This is a genomic window from Rothia sp. 11273D007AR, assembly GCF_053547255.1.
Map to the genome: position 1 here is coordinate 26765 of NZ_JBPPWJ010000003.1, position 14511 is coordinate 41275.

General features: G+C 61.9%; 13 protein-coding genes. 5 read left to right on the forward strand and 8 right to left on the reverse strand.

Annotated elements, in window-relative coordinates; translation table 11 throughout:
- The first annotated feature begins 51 nt into the window (after positions 1 to 51).
- On the forward strand, positions 52 to 417 hold the full coding sequence (locus tag ACED88_RS02235) for a Sec-independent protein translocase TatB (RefSeq protein ID WP_135013724.1): 366 nt from the start codon (positions 52 to 54) through the stop codon (positions 415 to 417).
- A gap of 91 nt (positions 418 to 508) precedes the next feature.
- On the opposite strand, the gene ACED88_RS02240 is transcribed toward ACED88_RS02235, so the two are convergent.
- Genes ACED88_RS02240 through ACED88_RS02250 form a run of 3 tightly spaced genes read right to left on the reverse strand, consistent with a single transcriptional unit; the run spans position 509 to position 3653 of the window.
- Positions 509 to 1642 (reverse strand): P-loop NTPase, encoded by a 1134-nt coding sequence (locus ACED88_RS02240; RefSeq protein WP_237204597.1) that lies wholly within the window; start codon positions 1640 to 1642, stop codon positions 509 to 511.
- A 12-nt stretch (positions 1643 to 1654) separates the two neighbouring features.
- Positions 1655 to 2353 carry a DUF1003 domain-containing protein gene (locus tag ACED88_RS02245; RefSeq protein WP_449108582.1) on the reverse strand — a complete coding sequence of 233 codons (699 nt, stop codon included), beginning with the start codon at positions 2351 to 2353 and terminating at the stop codon, positions 1655 to 1657.
- Positions 2346 to 3653, reverse strand: a complete 1308-nt coding sequence (locus ACED88_RS02250; protein WP_237194479.1) for a magnesium transporter MgtE N-terminal domain-containing protein — start codon at positions 3651 to 3653, stop codon at positions 2346 to 2348. Before ACED88_RS02250 ends, ACED88_RS02245 begins: the two co-directional genes overlap by 8 nt.
- A gap of 138 nt (positions 3654 to 3791) precedes the next feature.
- On the opposite strand from ACED88_RS02250, the gene ACED88_RS02255 reads away from it, so the two are divergent.
- Together ACED88_RS02255 and ACED88_RS02260 are read left to right on the forward strand one after the other, a co-directional pair.
- Positions 3792 to 4877, forward strand: coding sequence for a general stress protein (locus ACED88_RS02255; RefSeq protein ID WP_449108583.1), 1086 nt, complete (start codon positions 3792 to 3794; stop codon positions 4875 to 4877).
- Complete coding sequence (locus ACED88_RS02260) at positions 4874 to 5239, forward strand: hypothetical protein (RefSeq protein WP_449108584.1); 366 nt, start codon at positions 4874 to 4876, stop codon at positions 5237 to 5239. Before ACED88_RS02255 ends, ACED88_RS02260 begins: the two co-directional genes overlap by 4 nt.
- An 80-nt stretch (positions 5240 to 5319) precedes the next feature.
- Here ACED88_RS02260 and ACED88_RS02265 read toward each other — a convergent pair whose 3' ends face one another.
- Positions 5320 to 6870, reverse strand: a complete 1551-nt coding sequence (locus ACED88_RS02265; protein WP_449108585.1) for an aminopeptidase P family protein — start codon at positions 6868 to 6870, stop codon at positions 5320 to 5322.
- A 120-nt stretch (positions 6871 to 6990) separates the two neighbouring features.
- Between ACED88_RS02265 and ACED88_RS02270 the strand changes: the two genes are divergently transcribed.
- A complete protein-coding gene (locus ACED88_RS02270) occupies positions 6991 to 7812 on the forward strand; it encodes a PHP domain-containing protein (RefSeq protein WP_449108586.1) in 822 nt (273 codons plus the stop codon).
- A 134-nt stretch (positions 7813 to 7946) separates the two neighbouring features.
- Here ACED88_RS02270 and ACED88_RS02275 read toward each other — a convergent pair whose 3' ends face one another.
- Positions 7947 to 9632 carry a glycoside hydrolase family 13 protein gene (locus tag ACED88_RS02275; protein ID WP_449108587.1) on the reverse strand — a complete coding sequence of 562 codons (1686 nt, stop codon included), beginning with the start codon at positions 9630 to 9632 and terminating at the stop codon, positions 7947 to 7949.
- 280 nt (positions 9633 to 9912) lie between these two features.
- Here ACED88_RS02275 and ACED88_RS02280 point away from each other — a divergent pair, with 280 nt between their 5' ends.
- Positions 9913 to 11346 carry a GuaB1 family IMP dehydrogenase-related protein gene (locus ACED88_RS02280; RefSeq protein ID WP_449108588.1) on the forward strand — a complete coding sequence of 478 codons (1434 nt, stop codon included), beginning with the start codon at positions 9913 to 9915 and terminating at the stop codon, positions 11344 to 11346.
- Between the two features lie 224 nt (positions 11347 to 11570).
- On the opposite strand, the gene ACED88_RS02285 is transcribed toward ACED88_RS02280, so the two are convergent.
- From ACED88_RS02285 to ACED88_RS02295, 3 genes are all read right to left on the reverse strand, one after another.
- On the reverse strand, positions 11571 to 13190 hold the full coding sequence (locus tag ACED88_RS02285; protein ID WP_449108589.1) for a DEAD/DEAH box helicase: 1620 nt from the start codon (positions 13188 to 13190) through the stop codon (positions 11571 to 11573).
- A 270-nt stretch (positions 13191 to 13460) separates the two neighbouring features.
- Positions 13461 to 13688, reverse strand: a complete 228-nt coding sequence (locus ACED88_RS02290; protein WP_237185793.1) for a DUF3107 domain-containing protein — start codon at positions 13686 to 13688, stop codon at positions 13461 to 13463.
- Between the two features lie 138 nt (positions 13689 to 13826).
- Positions 13827 to 14483 carry a TetR/AcrR family transcriptional regulator gene (locus ACED88_RS02295; protein WP_449108590.1) on the reverse strand — a complete coding sequence of 219 codons (657 nt, stop codon included), beginning with the start codon at positions 14481 to 14483 and terminating at the stop codon, positions 13827 to 13829.
- Positions 14484 to 14511: the final 28 nt, after the last annotated feature.

The following is a 14511-nucleotide window of genomic DNA, read 5'->3' on the forward strand; positions in this document are numbered from 1 at the left end:
CCCCGCTCGTTTTATGGGCGAACACTCGGGCTGAGCTGGTAATCTCTTTGTGTGTTTGGAATTAGCGGCCTCGAATTTATCGTTCTAGCGATCCTGGTGTTTGTTGTCATCGGGCCAGAACGCATGCCCGAATATGCCCAGCAGCTCAAAGACTTTATCAAGTGGGTTCGCCGTATGGCCTTTGACGCTAAGGACGACCTCAAAGAAACTCTCGGCCCCGACCTGGGCGATATTAACTGGCGCCAGTACGACCCCCGCCAGTACGACCCCCGCGTCATTGTACGTGAGGCTTTTGCTGAGGACGACGAAGAGCGCCGCAAGGAACTTGAAGAAAAGGCGGCAGCTGCACCGGCTCCCTCTGTGAGTGTGCGCCTGCCCCGCGGCGCCTGGGCTCCCTTCGATACCGAGGCCACCTAAACTCTTTCTCTCGCCAAGGGGACCTGATTTTCAAAAAAGGACCGCATAATATGCGGTCCTTTTGAAGTTTTGCGGTCCCCTTGAGCCGGGGCTAGACGGTAAAGGGCAGGGGAGCTCCCGCTAGCCCGCGCGGACGGTGGGTCAGGGCCCGGGCGGTTTTGACCAGCTCCTGGGCCGCAGCGGTCTCGGGCGCGCCCCAGACCACCGGGGTGCCGGCGTCCCCGCCCTCGCGCAGGGCAACCTCGAGCGGTACCGACCCTAGCAGGGGCACCTCGTAGCCCAGAGCCCTGCCCAGGGACTCGGTGAGGACGGCCCCGCCCCCTTCTCCGAAGAGGGGCAGGGTGGTACCATCCGGCAGCTGCATGGCGGCCATATTTTCTAGCACCCCGATCACCTTCTGCTCGGTCTGCAGGCTGAGGGTACCGGCCCGCTGGGCCACGTCCACAGCAGCCAGCTGCGGGGTTGAAACCAGAAGAATCTCGGCGTGGGGCAGCAGCTGGGCCATTGAAATCGCGATATCGCCGGTGCCCGGGGGCAGATCGAGGAAGAGCACATCCAGGTGACCAAAGTGCACGTCGGTGAGGAACTGCTCTAGAGCCCGGTGCAGCATAGGGCCGCGCCAGGCGACCGGCTGGTCAGGCTTCACGAACATACCGATAGAAATTACCTTGATGACACCGCCACCCGAAGGGGCCTCAACCACCGGCGGAATAATCATGTCGTCCATGCGGGTAGGGCCAGCGGTGATACCCAGCAACCCGGGAATCGAAAACCCGTGCACATCGGCGTCAATAATGCCAACGCTCAAACCCATGGAGGCGCAAGCCGCTGCCAGGTTAGCGGTCGCAGAGGACTTGCCAACCCCGCCCTTACCCGAAGCTACCGCAAAGATACGGGTCAGCGAGCCGGGGGCAGTAAAAGGGTTCTGCTTGGTATGGCCAAGACGCTGGCGCAGGGTAGCGCGCTGATCCGGGCTCATATAACCAATCTCAAGCTGCACCTCGCTCACCTGCTCCAGGGCAGAGACCGCAGCGCGGACGTCCGCCTCAATCGTCGAACGCAGGGGGCAGCCCTCAATAGTCAGGAGCACCCTGATATCGGCGACCGACCCGGTCAGCTCAGCCCGGTCGACCATACCCAACTCGGTGATGGGCTGGCGCAGCTCAGGGTCAATAACGGTTGCGAGAGCTGCAAGCAGCTCCTCATTCAGATGTGATGTCTGCATGGGGTAAATCGCCTACTCAAACGAGCGGTCGATGTCCTTTACCTTCTTCTTCTTACGCATTTTCGGGTGGTCATCGCTCAGCACATCAAAAGCACTGGTCACCGGCTGGGCAGCATTGGGATCGAAGGGCTTAGTCTCTTCGGGGGTCTCAAGCTCACTCGCCTTAGCCGCCAGGGCCTCAGCACGGGCAAAGAGCTCCTCCTGGCGACGCTGCACCTCAGCGAGCTCTTCCATAATGTCGCGCATCTCGCCGCGCACAAAGTCACGGGTGGCAACCTCACGCAGGGTAATACGCAAGGACGCAATCTCACGAGTCAGATACTCGGTTTCTTCGAGGTTACGCTGGTCGCGCTGCCTGTCCTGGCGGGCAACCACGCGGTCGCGGTCGTCCTGCCGATTCTGCGCCAGCAGCAGCAGGGGAGCCGCATACGAAGCCTGCAAAGAGAGCATCAGCGTGAGCAGAGTAAAGTTCAGCGCACGGGGGTCAAACTGAAGCTCCTCAGGCGCCAACGTATTCCAACCCAACCAGAGGGCACAGAAAATCGTCATCCACAGCAAAAACTGCGGAGTACCCATAAAACGCGCAATTTTTTCGGTCATTTGACCGAAAGCATCGGGGTCAGGGCTCAGCTGAAAGAGCGGCCGCCGCTTCTTCTGCTGCGGGGTCCCGAGGGTCTGCGCTGAATCGTTGCGCTCGCGTGCATCACTCAAAGCGGCGGCCTACCTTTCGAATTGGGGTTCCATCGTCATAGGTGCGCCAGTCATCGGGCAGCATCTCATCGAGCACGTCATCCACGGTGACCGCCCCAACCAGGCGGTCGTGGTCGTTGACCACCGGGATGATGGTCAGGTCGTAGGTTGCCAGTACGCGGGTTACTTCTTCGATGCTGGCAGCGTCGGTAACCGGCTCAATGGAGGTATCGATAATGTTGCCCACCTGCTCGCTGGGGGAGTGGCGCAGCAGCCGCTGCATGTGCACAATGCCCAGGTACTTACCGGTAGGGGTTTCAAGGGGCGGACGCGTAACCACAACCGCCGCTGCCATGGCAGGGGAGATCTCTTCCTGGCGGATATGGGCCAGCGCCTCAGCTACGGTCGCTTCGGGCGAAAGAATGATCGGCACCGGGTTCATGAGCGAACCAGCGGTACCCTCCTCGTATTCGAGCAGGCGGCGCACGTCGTCCGAATCTTCGGGGTCCATCAGTGTCAGCAGCTCTTCACGCTGGGTGTCTGAGAGCTCACCCAGAAGGTCGGCAGCGTCGTCCGGCTCCATCTCTTCTAGAACGTTGACCGCTCGTTCCACCTCAAGGTGGGACAGAATCTGCACCTGGTCTTCTTCGGGGAGCTCCTGCAGCACGTCCGCTAGGCGTTCGTCCTGGAGCTCCTGGGCCACCTCAACCATGCGCTTATCGGGCATCTCGTGAATAGCGTCTGCCAGGTCAGCGGGGTTGGAGTCTTCGTGGCTTGCCACAAACGCGGTTGCAGCCTGCGGCTCAAAATCTGTGGAGAGAATGACCTCGTCCCAGTCCACAATCAGGGTTTCCTTGCGGCGGCGCATCAGGCTGGTGTGGCCGCGCGAAATAAAGAGCTCAGAAATAAACCAGTCGCCGTTACGGCGCTGCTCCATCGCAACGTCCTCAATCTGAGCCCTACCCGACCCGTCACGTAGCTGCACCTTGCGGTCAAAGAGCTCACCGACCACCAGAGCCTCAGAACCGCGCTGCTCAAAGCGGCGCAGGTTCACCAGACCGGTCAGAATCACCTGGGTGGAGTCGATACTGGTCACACGAGTCATGGGCACGAAGATACGCTTCTTACCCAGAATCTCAATGACGATACCCACCACAACGGGCTCCTTGAGTTTGGCCAAAGACCCCACCGCGTTGAACTGGGTGAAACCGCTTTTCAGCACCACCACATCGCGCAGACGGCCCAGGCGGTCGCCGTGGGGGTCAAAAACATCAAGGCCCAGAAGGCGGGCGATAAAAATCTTGTTCGGTACGCTACTCACAGTTATCAAGGGTACTCGCCCCAGCCCAGAGCTGCCACCGGTCAACAGCACAATGAGAATCACCCTACTTAGTTCACCTGTGGCGATACACCGGCGTGCTCCCAGCAAACTCCCTGCACTTTGCGAAAAAATAGGGGCATGGATCAACTCAAAGCACCTCCCGCACTGGCCATGGCAGACGGCACCCACCTACCTCCCGGCGAGCTGGTAGCTACCTTTACCGACCGTAAAGAGGTCAACAAGGCTATCGAATTTCTTGCCAGCCAGAAGTTCCCCGTGCACTCCCTCTACGTAGTGGGTCGGGACGTGCAGCAGGTTGATTACATTACCGGTCAGGCCACCTACCCGCGGGCGGCCCTCAGCGGCGTCTTCCAGGGCCTGAGCCTCGGTGCCCTGGTCGCCCTCTTCAACGCCGTGATTACCCAGACCTCGATTCTGGCCAACTTCCTGAGCATCGTGCCCCTGGCTATTGCTTTCTGCATAATTTACGCAATTATCGTTGCCTCCCGTACTAAGGGTCGCGGTATCCGTACCCGCACCCAGATGCTACCCCAGCGCTTTGACCTGATGGCTATTCCTGCCACCGCCCAGGCAGCCCGCCATCTGCTGCGCGTAACCGTCCAGCCCGGTGGCACCCACAGCGGAGTACACGGACCCGGCACCCACCCCTTTGCCCAGAATGGGCAGACCTCAAGCCCCTACGTACACCCCGGCATGAGCCAGGCTAACCCCCAGGGCTACTCGGCCCAGCAGCCCCAGGGCGCCCCGAGCGGTCAGCAGGTACAGAACGGCCAAGGGGCCCAGAACGGTCAGCAGGCCCCCCAATGGTTTGACCCCTCAGCCCCCTCTCCCAAGCAAGAGCAGGCTCCCGAACCCTTCCTGCCTGGATTTAACCCGGCCGACCAGAAGCAGGACCAGGCACCGGCAGCCGAGCAGCGTCCGTCCGCCCCAGTCTTCACCCCTCCCGCTGAAACCAACCGAGACGGCTCCAAGGCCGCCGGTAAGTTTGGTCTGCGCGTGGAGTCCCCCGAAGAATTTGAGCAGATGATCCGTAAGGCCCCCGAGCCCCCCGCCACCAACGAGCGTATCGAAGCGATCCGCGCAGAAAAGGGGGAGCAGCGCTACGGCCTGCGCGTGGAGTCCCCCGAAGAATTTGAGGCAACCATCCGCAAGGCCCCCGAAACAGCAGAAGCCGAGCAGACACCGCAGAAGGACGGCCAATGACACCCGACCAGAAACTCGCCACCCGCTTTGAAGAACTCATCGGCTACATCGGTGAGAACAACCAGCACCTCATTATCGAATTCCTCACCGGCGACTTTCAGCTCACCCTACCCAACGGCGCGGTAAAAGCCGCCCAGGAGTGGATTGACGATCTCGACGAAGACCTCTTCGACCTCGACGAGGCAATCATTGAAGACATCGCCACCACCGCCGGGGAAGAAACCGGATTGGCTACCGCCCAGGTACAGCTGGTAGGAACTGCCTACGAACAGGACGTCACCGGCCCCCACCGCTTCGAGGCTACCTTCATCTGGACCTTCTCAGACTGGTTCATCAAGTCCCTAAAAATCACCCGCCTCTAAACGGCAAAACCTAACGAAAACCCCGCCCGCTCTGGAAGAGAGCAGGCGGGGTTTCGTTATGCAGGAAATGAAGCCCTTACTTAGCGGGAGTTCTCCGCCATCCAGGCTTCGATACCCTCAACGGTGCGGGGTAGGGCGGCAGAAAGGTTTTCGTTGCCGTCCTCGGTGACCAGCACGTCGTCCTCGATACGGATACCGATGCCGCGCAGCTCCTCGGGGATAGCGAGGTCTTCTTCCTTGAAGTAGAGACCGGGCTCAATGGTGAAGACCATGCCGGGCTCGATGATGCCCTCCATGTAGAGCTCGTTCTTGGCCTGGGCGCAGTCGTGCACATCGAGGCCCAGGTGGTGGCTGGTGCCGTGGGGCATCCAGCGGCGGTGCTGGCCGCCCTCAGCCGACAGGGAAACCTCAGCAGAGACAGGCAGTAGGCCCCACTCGTGCAGGCGGGTAGCCAGAACCTGCATGGCAGCGTCGTGAACCTCGTGGAACTTCTTACCCGGTACCGCAACCTTAAAGGCAGCGTCGGCAGCTTCGAGCACGATGTTGTAGGCCTTGGCCTGAACCTCGGAGAACTTGCCGTTGACCGGGAAGGTGCGGGTGACGTCCGCGGTGTAGAGGGTGTCGTCCTCAACGCCGGCATCGAGCAGCAGCAGCTTACCCTCATCGACGGTGCCGTTATTGCGGATCCAGTGCAGGATAGTGGCGTTGTTACCGCAGGCTGCGATGGTGTCGTAGCCCAGGTCGTTACCCTCAACACGGGCCTTAGCGAAGAAGGCGGTCTCGACCACGCGCTCGCCGCGGCGGTGGGCAACAGCTGCAGGCAGAGCCTTGACGACCTCAGCAAAACCGTCGATGGTCAGGTCAACCGAGCGGCGCAGGTTCTCCACCTCGAGGGCGTCCTTGACCAGACGGGCCTCAGACAGAGCCTCGGTCAGGGCAGCGTCGAGCTTATCTGACTCTTCTAGATCAACAGAGGTGTTGTAGCGGGAGGTATCGACCAGGGCATCGACATTCAGGTCAACGTTGCGCACCAGACGGATGCGTACGCCGCCCAGGGCCTCGGGGCCGGCGTTCTTGGTGATAGCTACTTCAAGTTCACCTAAGTCCTTGGTGCGAAGACCGTACTCGGCACCCAGTGATTCGAGGGTGGGGCGGGGGCCAATCCAGAACTCACCGTAGCGGGGGTCGCGGTAGAACATCTCGGTATCGCGGCCTGCCAGGGGGCGGAAGTAGAGGGTGACCTCGTGGTTTGATCCGTTATCGCCCTGGCCCTCTTCAACGGGCTCAAACACGAGCACGGCGTCCGGCTCATGGTCCAGACCCAGGCCGGTCTGGTGGGCAAAAGCTGAGTGGGGGCGGAAACGGTAATCGGTGTCATTTGATCGCACCTTGAGGGGGCCAGCAGGCAGAACCAGGCGCTCGCCGGGGAAAAGCGCAGAAATCTTGGCGCGGCGTTCTGCGGCAAAGTCGGCGACGCGGGCACGGGCAGGGAGCTGGTCGGACGCCGGTGCCCAGTTAGCTGCCATAAAGTCGGTAAAAGCGGTGGATTTGGGGGCTGCGGAGCGGTTGGTGACGCGCTCTTCGATGGGCTGATCGTCACCGGGAGTTGAGGTATTGTCGCTAGTAGTCATGCCTACCAGTCTAGTGAGCCGGGTAACGGCGCGTCTAGCTGAAGATAGTGCCCTTGATACTTAAGGGTGGCTAATGGTTGCTATCTGTTACGGACGGGCCGCCGCAGGTAGTCTGGTGCTATGTACGACCTGCACACCCACTCCCGTATTTCTGATGGCACCCAGCCGGTAGCCGAGCTGGTCGCCGACGTAGCCGCCGCCGGGCTTACCGGCTTCGCCCTGACCGACCACGACACCACCGCCGGCTGGGCCGAGGCCCAAGAGACAGCCGGACGCCTGGGGCTAGACTTCCTGCCCGGCATGGAAATCTCGTGTTCGGCCCAGGGGGTGAGCATCCACCTGCTCTCCTACCTACACGACCCGGCCAACGAAGCCCTCTTAGCTGAAATTAATCGCGCCCGCGACTCCCGGGTAGGCCGCGCCCAGCGCATGGTTGAAAGACTCGCCGAAGACTACCCAATCACCTGGGAGACCGTTCAAGAACAGATGCACGAGGACGCTACCGTAGGCCGCCCCCACATCGCAGATGCCCTGGTAGCCTTAGGCGCGGTAGCCAACCGGTCAGAAGCCTTCGAAACTATCTTGACCACCCGCTCAAAATACTACATACCCCACTACGCCGTGGACCCGGTGAAAGCTGTTGAACTGGTGCGCGCCGCAGGGGGCGTACCGGTCATGGCCCACCCCAAGGCGTCCGCCCGCGGAAAACTCGCCAGCAACGACACCATCTACGCCATGATTGAGGCAGGGCTGGCAGGCTTTGAGGTCTACCACCGCGACAACCCCGAAGAAGGCCGCGCCTGGCTGCTTGACACCGCAGCCAAACACGAGCTTCTCGTCACCGGATCATCCGACTACCACGGTGCAGGCAAACCCAACCCTCTGGGCGAGAACACCACGCCCGGCGAGACAGTCGAACGGATCCGTGAGTTGGCTAGGTAGCCGGGTTATTGGGCAGGGCAGGTACATCGCTCGGCGGCTGGCGCGGGGCTGGCGTGAATCATAGCGAGCGCCCCGGCGCGAGCTATGAGAGGGTCGCCGCCGGGGATGTATCTGCCCTGCCCCTAGTTCTTCGGCTACTTCTTGAGCCAGAGCGTAGCTGACCCGGGTACGGCACCTGCGGCGAAGGCGTCCGCAGCACCGGGGGTAGAGCCCAGCACGAACTCAGCGTCAGCCAGATCAGCTGGCAGGGGAGCGGGCTTGGTGCTGAAGTTGGTCAGATTGACCCAGCCGCCGGGGCGCTCAAAAGCCAGCAGGTCAGCTGAATCCGTGGCGAGCCAGGTCAGTTCCTCGGCGCCCTGGAGCTGACGGCGGGCGGCCAGAGCTGCCCGGTAGAGGTTGAGTGTGGAGTCTTCCTGCTGGTCCTCTACGGTTACAGCGTAGTCGGCGAACCAGGCCGGCTGGGGCAGGTGCGGTGCTGCTGGGCCAAAACCGAAGGAGGGGCCGTCCGCCTCCCAGGGCAGGGGTACACGGCAGCCGTCGCGCCCGACGTTGACACCGGGGGAGTTGAAGAAGGTGGGGTCCTGGCGGTCTGCGTCGGGAATCTCGGCGACCTCGTGCAGGCCCAGCTCTTCACCCTGGTAGAGGTAGGCTGACCCGGGCAGGGCTAGCTCGAAGAGGGTAGCGGCGCGGGCGCGGGCAGAACCCAGTTCCCGGTCAAGTTCCTCGGCCGGGCCACCTGCGAGCAGCCACTCGTGGCCTACCTTCTCGTTGGTCTTACCCTCCACGAAGGGCAGGCCGTAGCGGGTGGGGTGGCGCACCACATCGTGGTTCGACAGCACCCAGGTGCTCGACGAGCCGGATTCGGCTGAGAGTTCCAGGTTCTCAGCCACAATCTTTCGGAACTCGCCTGCCTCGAAGCGGGCGGTGAGCAGGTCAAAGTTAAAGGCCTGGCCCAGGCCCTGGGCGGACGCGTAGGCGGGGCGGCGGTCGCGCTCCACCCAGGCCTCAGCCACGGCGGTGCGGGGCGGGGTGTATTCGTTGAAAACGGCCCGCCATTCCTTATAAATCTCGTGCACATCGTCGCGGTCCCACATGGGGTGGGTGCCGTCCTTGGGCAGAGCGTCGAGTTCTGCCTGGCTCGGTAGAACCTCGGGTAGGTCCTTGGCGATACCGTGGGCCACGTCAATGCGGAAGCCATCGACACCGCGATCTGCCCAGAATCGGAAAGTTTCTTTGAAGTCTTCATGGACCTCGGGGTTATGCCAGTTGAGGTCGGGCTGCTCCACCGCGAAGTTGTGCAGATACCACTGGCCGTCGCCCACCGGCTCCCAGGCCGGGCCACCGAAGATGGAGGTCCAGTCAGCCGGGGGCAGCTCGCCCTTCTCGCCCAAGCCGTTACGGAAGATATAGCGGTCACGGGCTACCGACCCCGGGGTGGACGCCAGGGCCTCCTGGAACCAGACATGCAGGTTGGAGGTATGGTTGGGCACCACATCAACAATGAGCTTCAGGCCCGCTGCGTGCAGGGCGCTTGCCATCTCATCGAAGTCAGCCAGGGTTCCAATTTTTGGGTCGACATCGCGGAAGTCATCGACATCGTAGCCGCCGTCGGCCAGGGCTGAGGGGTAGAAGGGGGAGAGCCAGACGGCATCGACCCCCAGCTGCTTGAGGTAGGGAACCTTAGCCGTGATGCCCCTGAGATCGCCGATCCCGTTGCCGTCGGCGTCCGCAAAGGACCGGGGGTAAATCTGGTAGACCACGGCCTGACGCCACCAGGTGGGGTCGTCTGCTGCCGGGACCAAGAGGTTTGAATCGCTCATCGTTGAACCTTTCACGGAAGAAACTGTAGGGCAGGGCACCTACCCCTGCCCACCAGCCTACGCCCCGGCGTCCGCGCACAGGGATGAGAAGAAGCTAGACGGAAAAATTGCCCAAAGCTGGCGCGACAAGACTAAGAAAACAGGTGTAGAGGGTTGCGCCGAATAAAAAATCGGGGTAGGGTAGACCTAATAACTTTTTAAAATAGGCTAAGACTGTGCAAAAATCAGCTCTTGGCGAAATGTTGTGCCCAGAAGCCGCTCATCTTTTAGAGTGGGAAGCATGCGCTTTCTTAACGATATGACTCCCACCACCGACCTGACCTACAACGACGTGTTCATGGTTCCTTCCCGCTCCGCGGTAGGTTCCCGCATGGGCGTAGACCTCTCCACCGCCGACGGAACCGGCACCACCATCCCCCTGGTTGTCGCTAATATGACCGCTGTTTCTGGACGTCGTATGGCCGAAACCGTTGCCCGCCGCGGTGGCATCGCCATCATTCCCCAGGACGTTCCCACCGATATCGTCGCCGAAACCATCAAGCGGGTCAAAAACTCCCACCTGATTTTCGACACCCCCATCACCGTCAAGCCCCACCACACCGCAGGCTACGTGCGCCACCTGCTGCCCAAGCGCGCCCACGGGGCCGCTATCGTTGTGGACGGCGAAGCCCCCATCGGCGTCATTACCCCCAAGGATCTGCGCGGGGCAGACAACTTTGACCAGGTACAAGACCTGATGAGCACCGAACTGCTCACCCTGCCCGACACCGTCACCCCGCGTGAAGCCTTCGACATTCTGCACGAGAAGTCCCGCAAGGTTGCCCCCGTTGTGGATGCTGACGGCAAGCTGGTCGGCGTGCTGACTCGCTCGGCCGCCCTGCGCGCCAGCCTCTACGAACCGGCCACCGACGCCAACGGCAAGCTCCGCATCGGCGTTGCGATTGGCATCAACGGCGACGTAGCAGGTCGTGCCGCCACCCTCATCGAGGCTGGTGCCGACGTGCTCGTGGTCGACACCGCCCACGGCCACCAAGAAACCATGATCGAGGCCCTCAAGAAAGTCAAGGCCCTCAACCCCTCCATCCCCGTAGCCGCCGGCAACGTGGTCACCGCCGCGGGCGTCCGCGACCTAGCAGAAGCAGGCGCCGACATCATCAAGGTCGGCGTTGGCCCCGGCGCCATGTGCACCACCCGCATGCAGACCGGCGTGGGCCGACCCCAGTTCTCCGCCGTGCTGGAATGCGCCGCTGAAGCCAAGAAACTGGGCGTACACGTCTGGGCGGACGGCGGTATCAAGGACCCCCGCGACGTCGCCCTGGCTCTGGCTGCCGGTGCCGCCAATGTCATGGTCGGTTCCTGGTTTGCGGGCACCTACGAATCACCCGGCGACGTACTGCAGGACGCCGACGGTCGCCTCTACAAGGAATCCTTCGGCATGGCTTCCCGCCGCGCGGTCATCAACCGCAACTCCAAGACCGAAGCCTTTGAAAAGGCCCGCCGTGAAATGTTCGAAGAGGGCATCTCATCAGCCCGAATCTACCTGCCTGAGGGCCGCGGCGGCGTAGAAGACCAGATCGACTCGATTATCTCGGGCGTCCGCTCATCCTTCACCTACGCCGGTGCTGCCTCTATCGAGGAGTTCGCCGAGCGAGCCGTGGTCGGTATTCAGTCGGCCGCTGGCTACGCAGAGGGCCAGGCCCGCGCTACCCGCTAGGGTAGGGTGACTTGTTCACTGGCGGTTCCGCATGCTCACGCTCGCTGCCGACCCTCTCGCATGGTTCGCTTCGCTCACAATGCGATTCACGCCAGCCGCCGAGCCAGCAGCTTCGCTGTGAGCATGCTTCACCTTCATAAACGAATAAGCTCTTGTGAGTACCATTTAAATCAGAAATGACCAGCTAGTTGCTGGTCATTTCTGATTTAAATGGTACCTAGGGGTTAGCTGTCGCCGCCCTCTACCCGGCGGGTGCGGCGGCGACGGCGGCGCTGGCCCTCACCCTGCTGGCCGCCTTCAGCCGCTTCAGCAGGCTTCTGCTGACGCTGGCGGCGGGCCGGACGCTCCTGCCCGGCTTCACCCTCAACCCGGCGGGTACGGCGACGGCGCGGCTTAGACTCAGCCTCCCCGCCCTGACCGCCACGCTGCTCATCGCGCTTCTGCCCCCGGCCCTCACCGCCAGAGCGTGAGCCCTCGCGGCGCGGAGAACGGGAGCCCGAACGTCCGCGATGATCCCCGCGGCCACCGCGCCCCTGGCGCTTCTCACGAGCCGGGGCACCACCAAAGTCCTCAGCCTCTTCAGCCTGCAGACCCGCTGCGGTGCGCTCCTCCTTAGGCAGACGGCCCTTGGTCCCCTTGGCAATACCCAGGTCAGTGAAGAGGTGGGGGGACGAAGAGTAGGTTTCAACCGGCTCATCTACGCCCAGCTCCAGGGCCTTGTTGATCAGCTTCCAGCGGGGCACGTCCTCCCAATCCACCAGAGTAACGGCGGTGCCTTCCTTCTCCGCGCGGCCGGTGCGGCCCACACGGTGCAGGTAGGTCTTCTCGTCCTCGGGGCACTGGTAGTTGATGACGTGGGTGACGTCCTCAACGTCAATACCGCGGGCTGCCACATCGGTTGCGACCAGAATGTCAATCTTGCCGTTGCGGAAGGCCCGCAGGGCCTGCTCACGCGCACCCTGGTTGAGGTCGCCGTGGATAGCGCCGGCCGCAAAACCTCGGGCGGTCAGCTCATCAGAGAGCTTGGCAGCGGAGCGCTTGGTCTTGGTGAAAATGACGGTGCGGCCCCGGCCCTCGGCGCGCAGAATACGGCCGACCAGCTCGTCCTTATCGAGGGGGTGGGCTCGGTAAATAACCTGGCGAATCGAGGCCTTGGTCATGGTCTCTTCTTCGCCGGATTCGGCGCGGATGTGCATGGGGCGGCTCATGTAGCGGCGGGCCATGGTCAGGACGGGCCCGGGCATGGTTGCCGAGAAGAGCATGGTCTGGCGCACCTCGGGGACGGCTGAGAGAATACGCTCCACATCGGGCAGGAAGCCCAGGTCAAGCATTTCGTCGGCCTCATCGAGCACCACAATCTTGATCTGGGTGAGGTTGAGGTACTTCTGGCGGTGCAGGTCAATCAGGCGACCCGGGGTGCCCACGATCAGCTCAACGCCCTTTTCCAGTTCTTTGACCTGGGTGTCGTAGGGGCGGCCGCCGTAGAGGGTCGCTACTCGCACGCCGGTCTTTGAGGCAGCAACAGAGAGGTCATCGCCCACCTGGATAGCCAGTTCACGGGTGGGGACGATAATCAGGGCCTGGGGCGCGCCCGGGGCGGGAAGCTGGTTGAAAGCGTCCGAACCCGGGACAGCAACGCTCTGCAAGGCGGGCAGACCAAAGCCCAGGGTCTTACCGGTACCGGTCTTAGCCTGACCGATGATGTCCTGGCCAGATAGGGCCACCGGCAGGGTCAGAGCCTGAATGGGGAAGGGGGAGACGATGCCCTTCTCGGCTAGGGCATCTGCAATGTCTTGGCGCACGCCGTAGTCGGCGAAAGTTTTAGTGGTATCAGGGTTAGTCACGAATCGTGTTCCTTATAGAGTGAGGCCCCGGCCCGGGGCAAACGAGGAAGCCGATCGTGGGTTTTCATGCAACAAAGAAGCTCTATCAACCGCCGGGCGGACGCTTGCAGAGCGTTGGGCGGGAGAGCTAAAGGCAGGTGAGTCTATACGGATGGTACGACCGGGCAACCAAATAACTTCTTTATTCTACCGCCAAGTGCCGTAAATGTAAGAGGGGCCCGGGAGTTTTGCGTCAAACTCCCGGGCCCCTCTGGCTGAGTAAGCCCGGTGTTACTGGCCGATACCGAAGCCGATACGGTGCTTGGTTTCAGCGCCCAGCTCGACATAGCCGATGTTAGCGGCCGGAACCAGGGTGGTGGAGCCCTTAGAATCGGTCAGTTCCAGGATGCCGCCCTGTTCAAGAGCCGCAGCGACCTTGGCGCGGACGTCTGAGGCGGTTTCGTCGGTGTCGATGACGACCTGGCTGGGCACGTTGATAACGCCAATCTTGATTTCCATGAGGTTTCCTTTCGATGGTTCCCTACCTGACTGCAGGGGGTCTCTGCCCACCAGTTTACGTGAGTAGGGGCAGGAAAGGTGCGGGGTTTCGGTCTGAGCTGACAGGGGAGAAAAGGCTGCAACGGCGGGGGGAGAGAGTTACTCCCAATCTTCATCGATGATCGAGATACCGCCCCAGGCCAGCCGGAAGACCGCACGCTCAGCCATTGCAAGCTGCTGGGGTGAGGCGTCGGTGCCGATAACCATGTGGGCCGCTGACTGCACCATGCCGGTGAGCATGCGGGCTGTCATCAGCGCCTCTTCAAAGGGCATGCCGGCGTTGGGCGCTAGCACCTCTGCGATTTGCTTGGCGATGGTGATGTGCATGGTTTCGGTGCGTTCTTGCACCGCGTAGTCGTTCTGAATGTCGGATTCGAAAATGACGCGGTAGCCTGCCACATTGTTGCGGGCAAAATTGAAGAAAGCACCGATGACGCCCTGTACTCGTTCACGGTTGACTTTGGTGGCGTGGAGGGGTTGCACCAGCTGGGTCATGAGGTTGTTGATTTGCTCATCGAGCACGGCTAGATAGAGGTCGCGTTTGCCGGTGAAGTGCTGGTAGAGCACGGGCTTGGTCACGTTTGAGGCGGCAGCGATGTGGTCCATGGTGGTGGCGTGGTAGCCCTGGGAGGCAAAAACTCGCACGGCGTTACCGATGAGCTGCTGGCGGCGTAGGTCTTTAGGAAGGCGAGAAGCTCCGGACGGGTCGATGGGGTCGCCGGGGTCGGAGTCAGCTGAAAATATGGAGGTGGACATCGTTGCGGCCGAACCTTTGGGGTGGTGG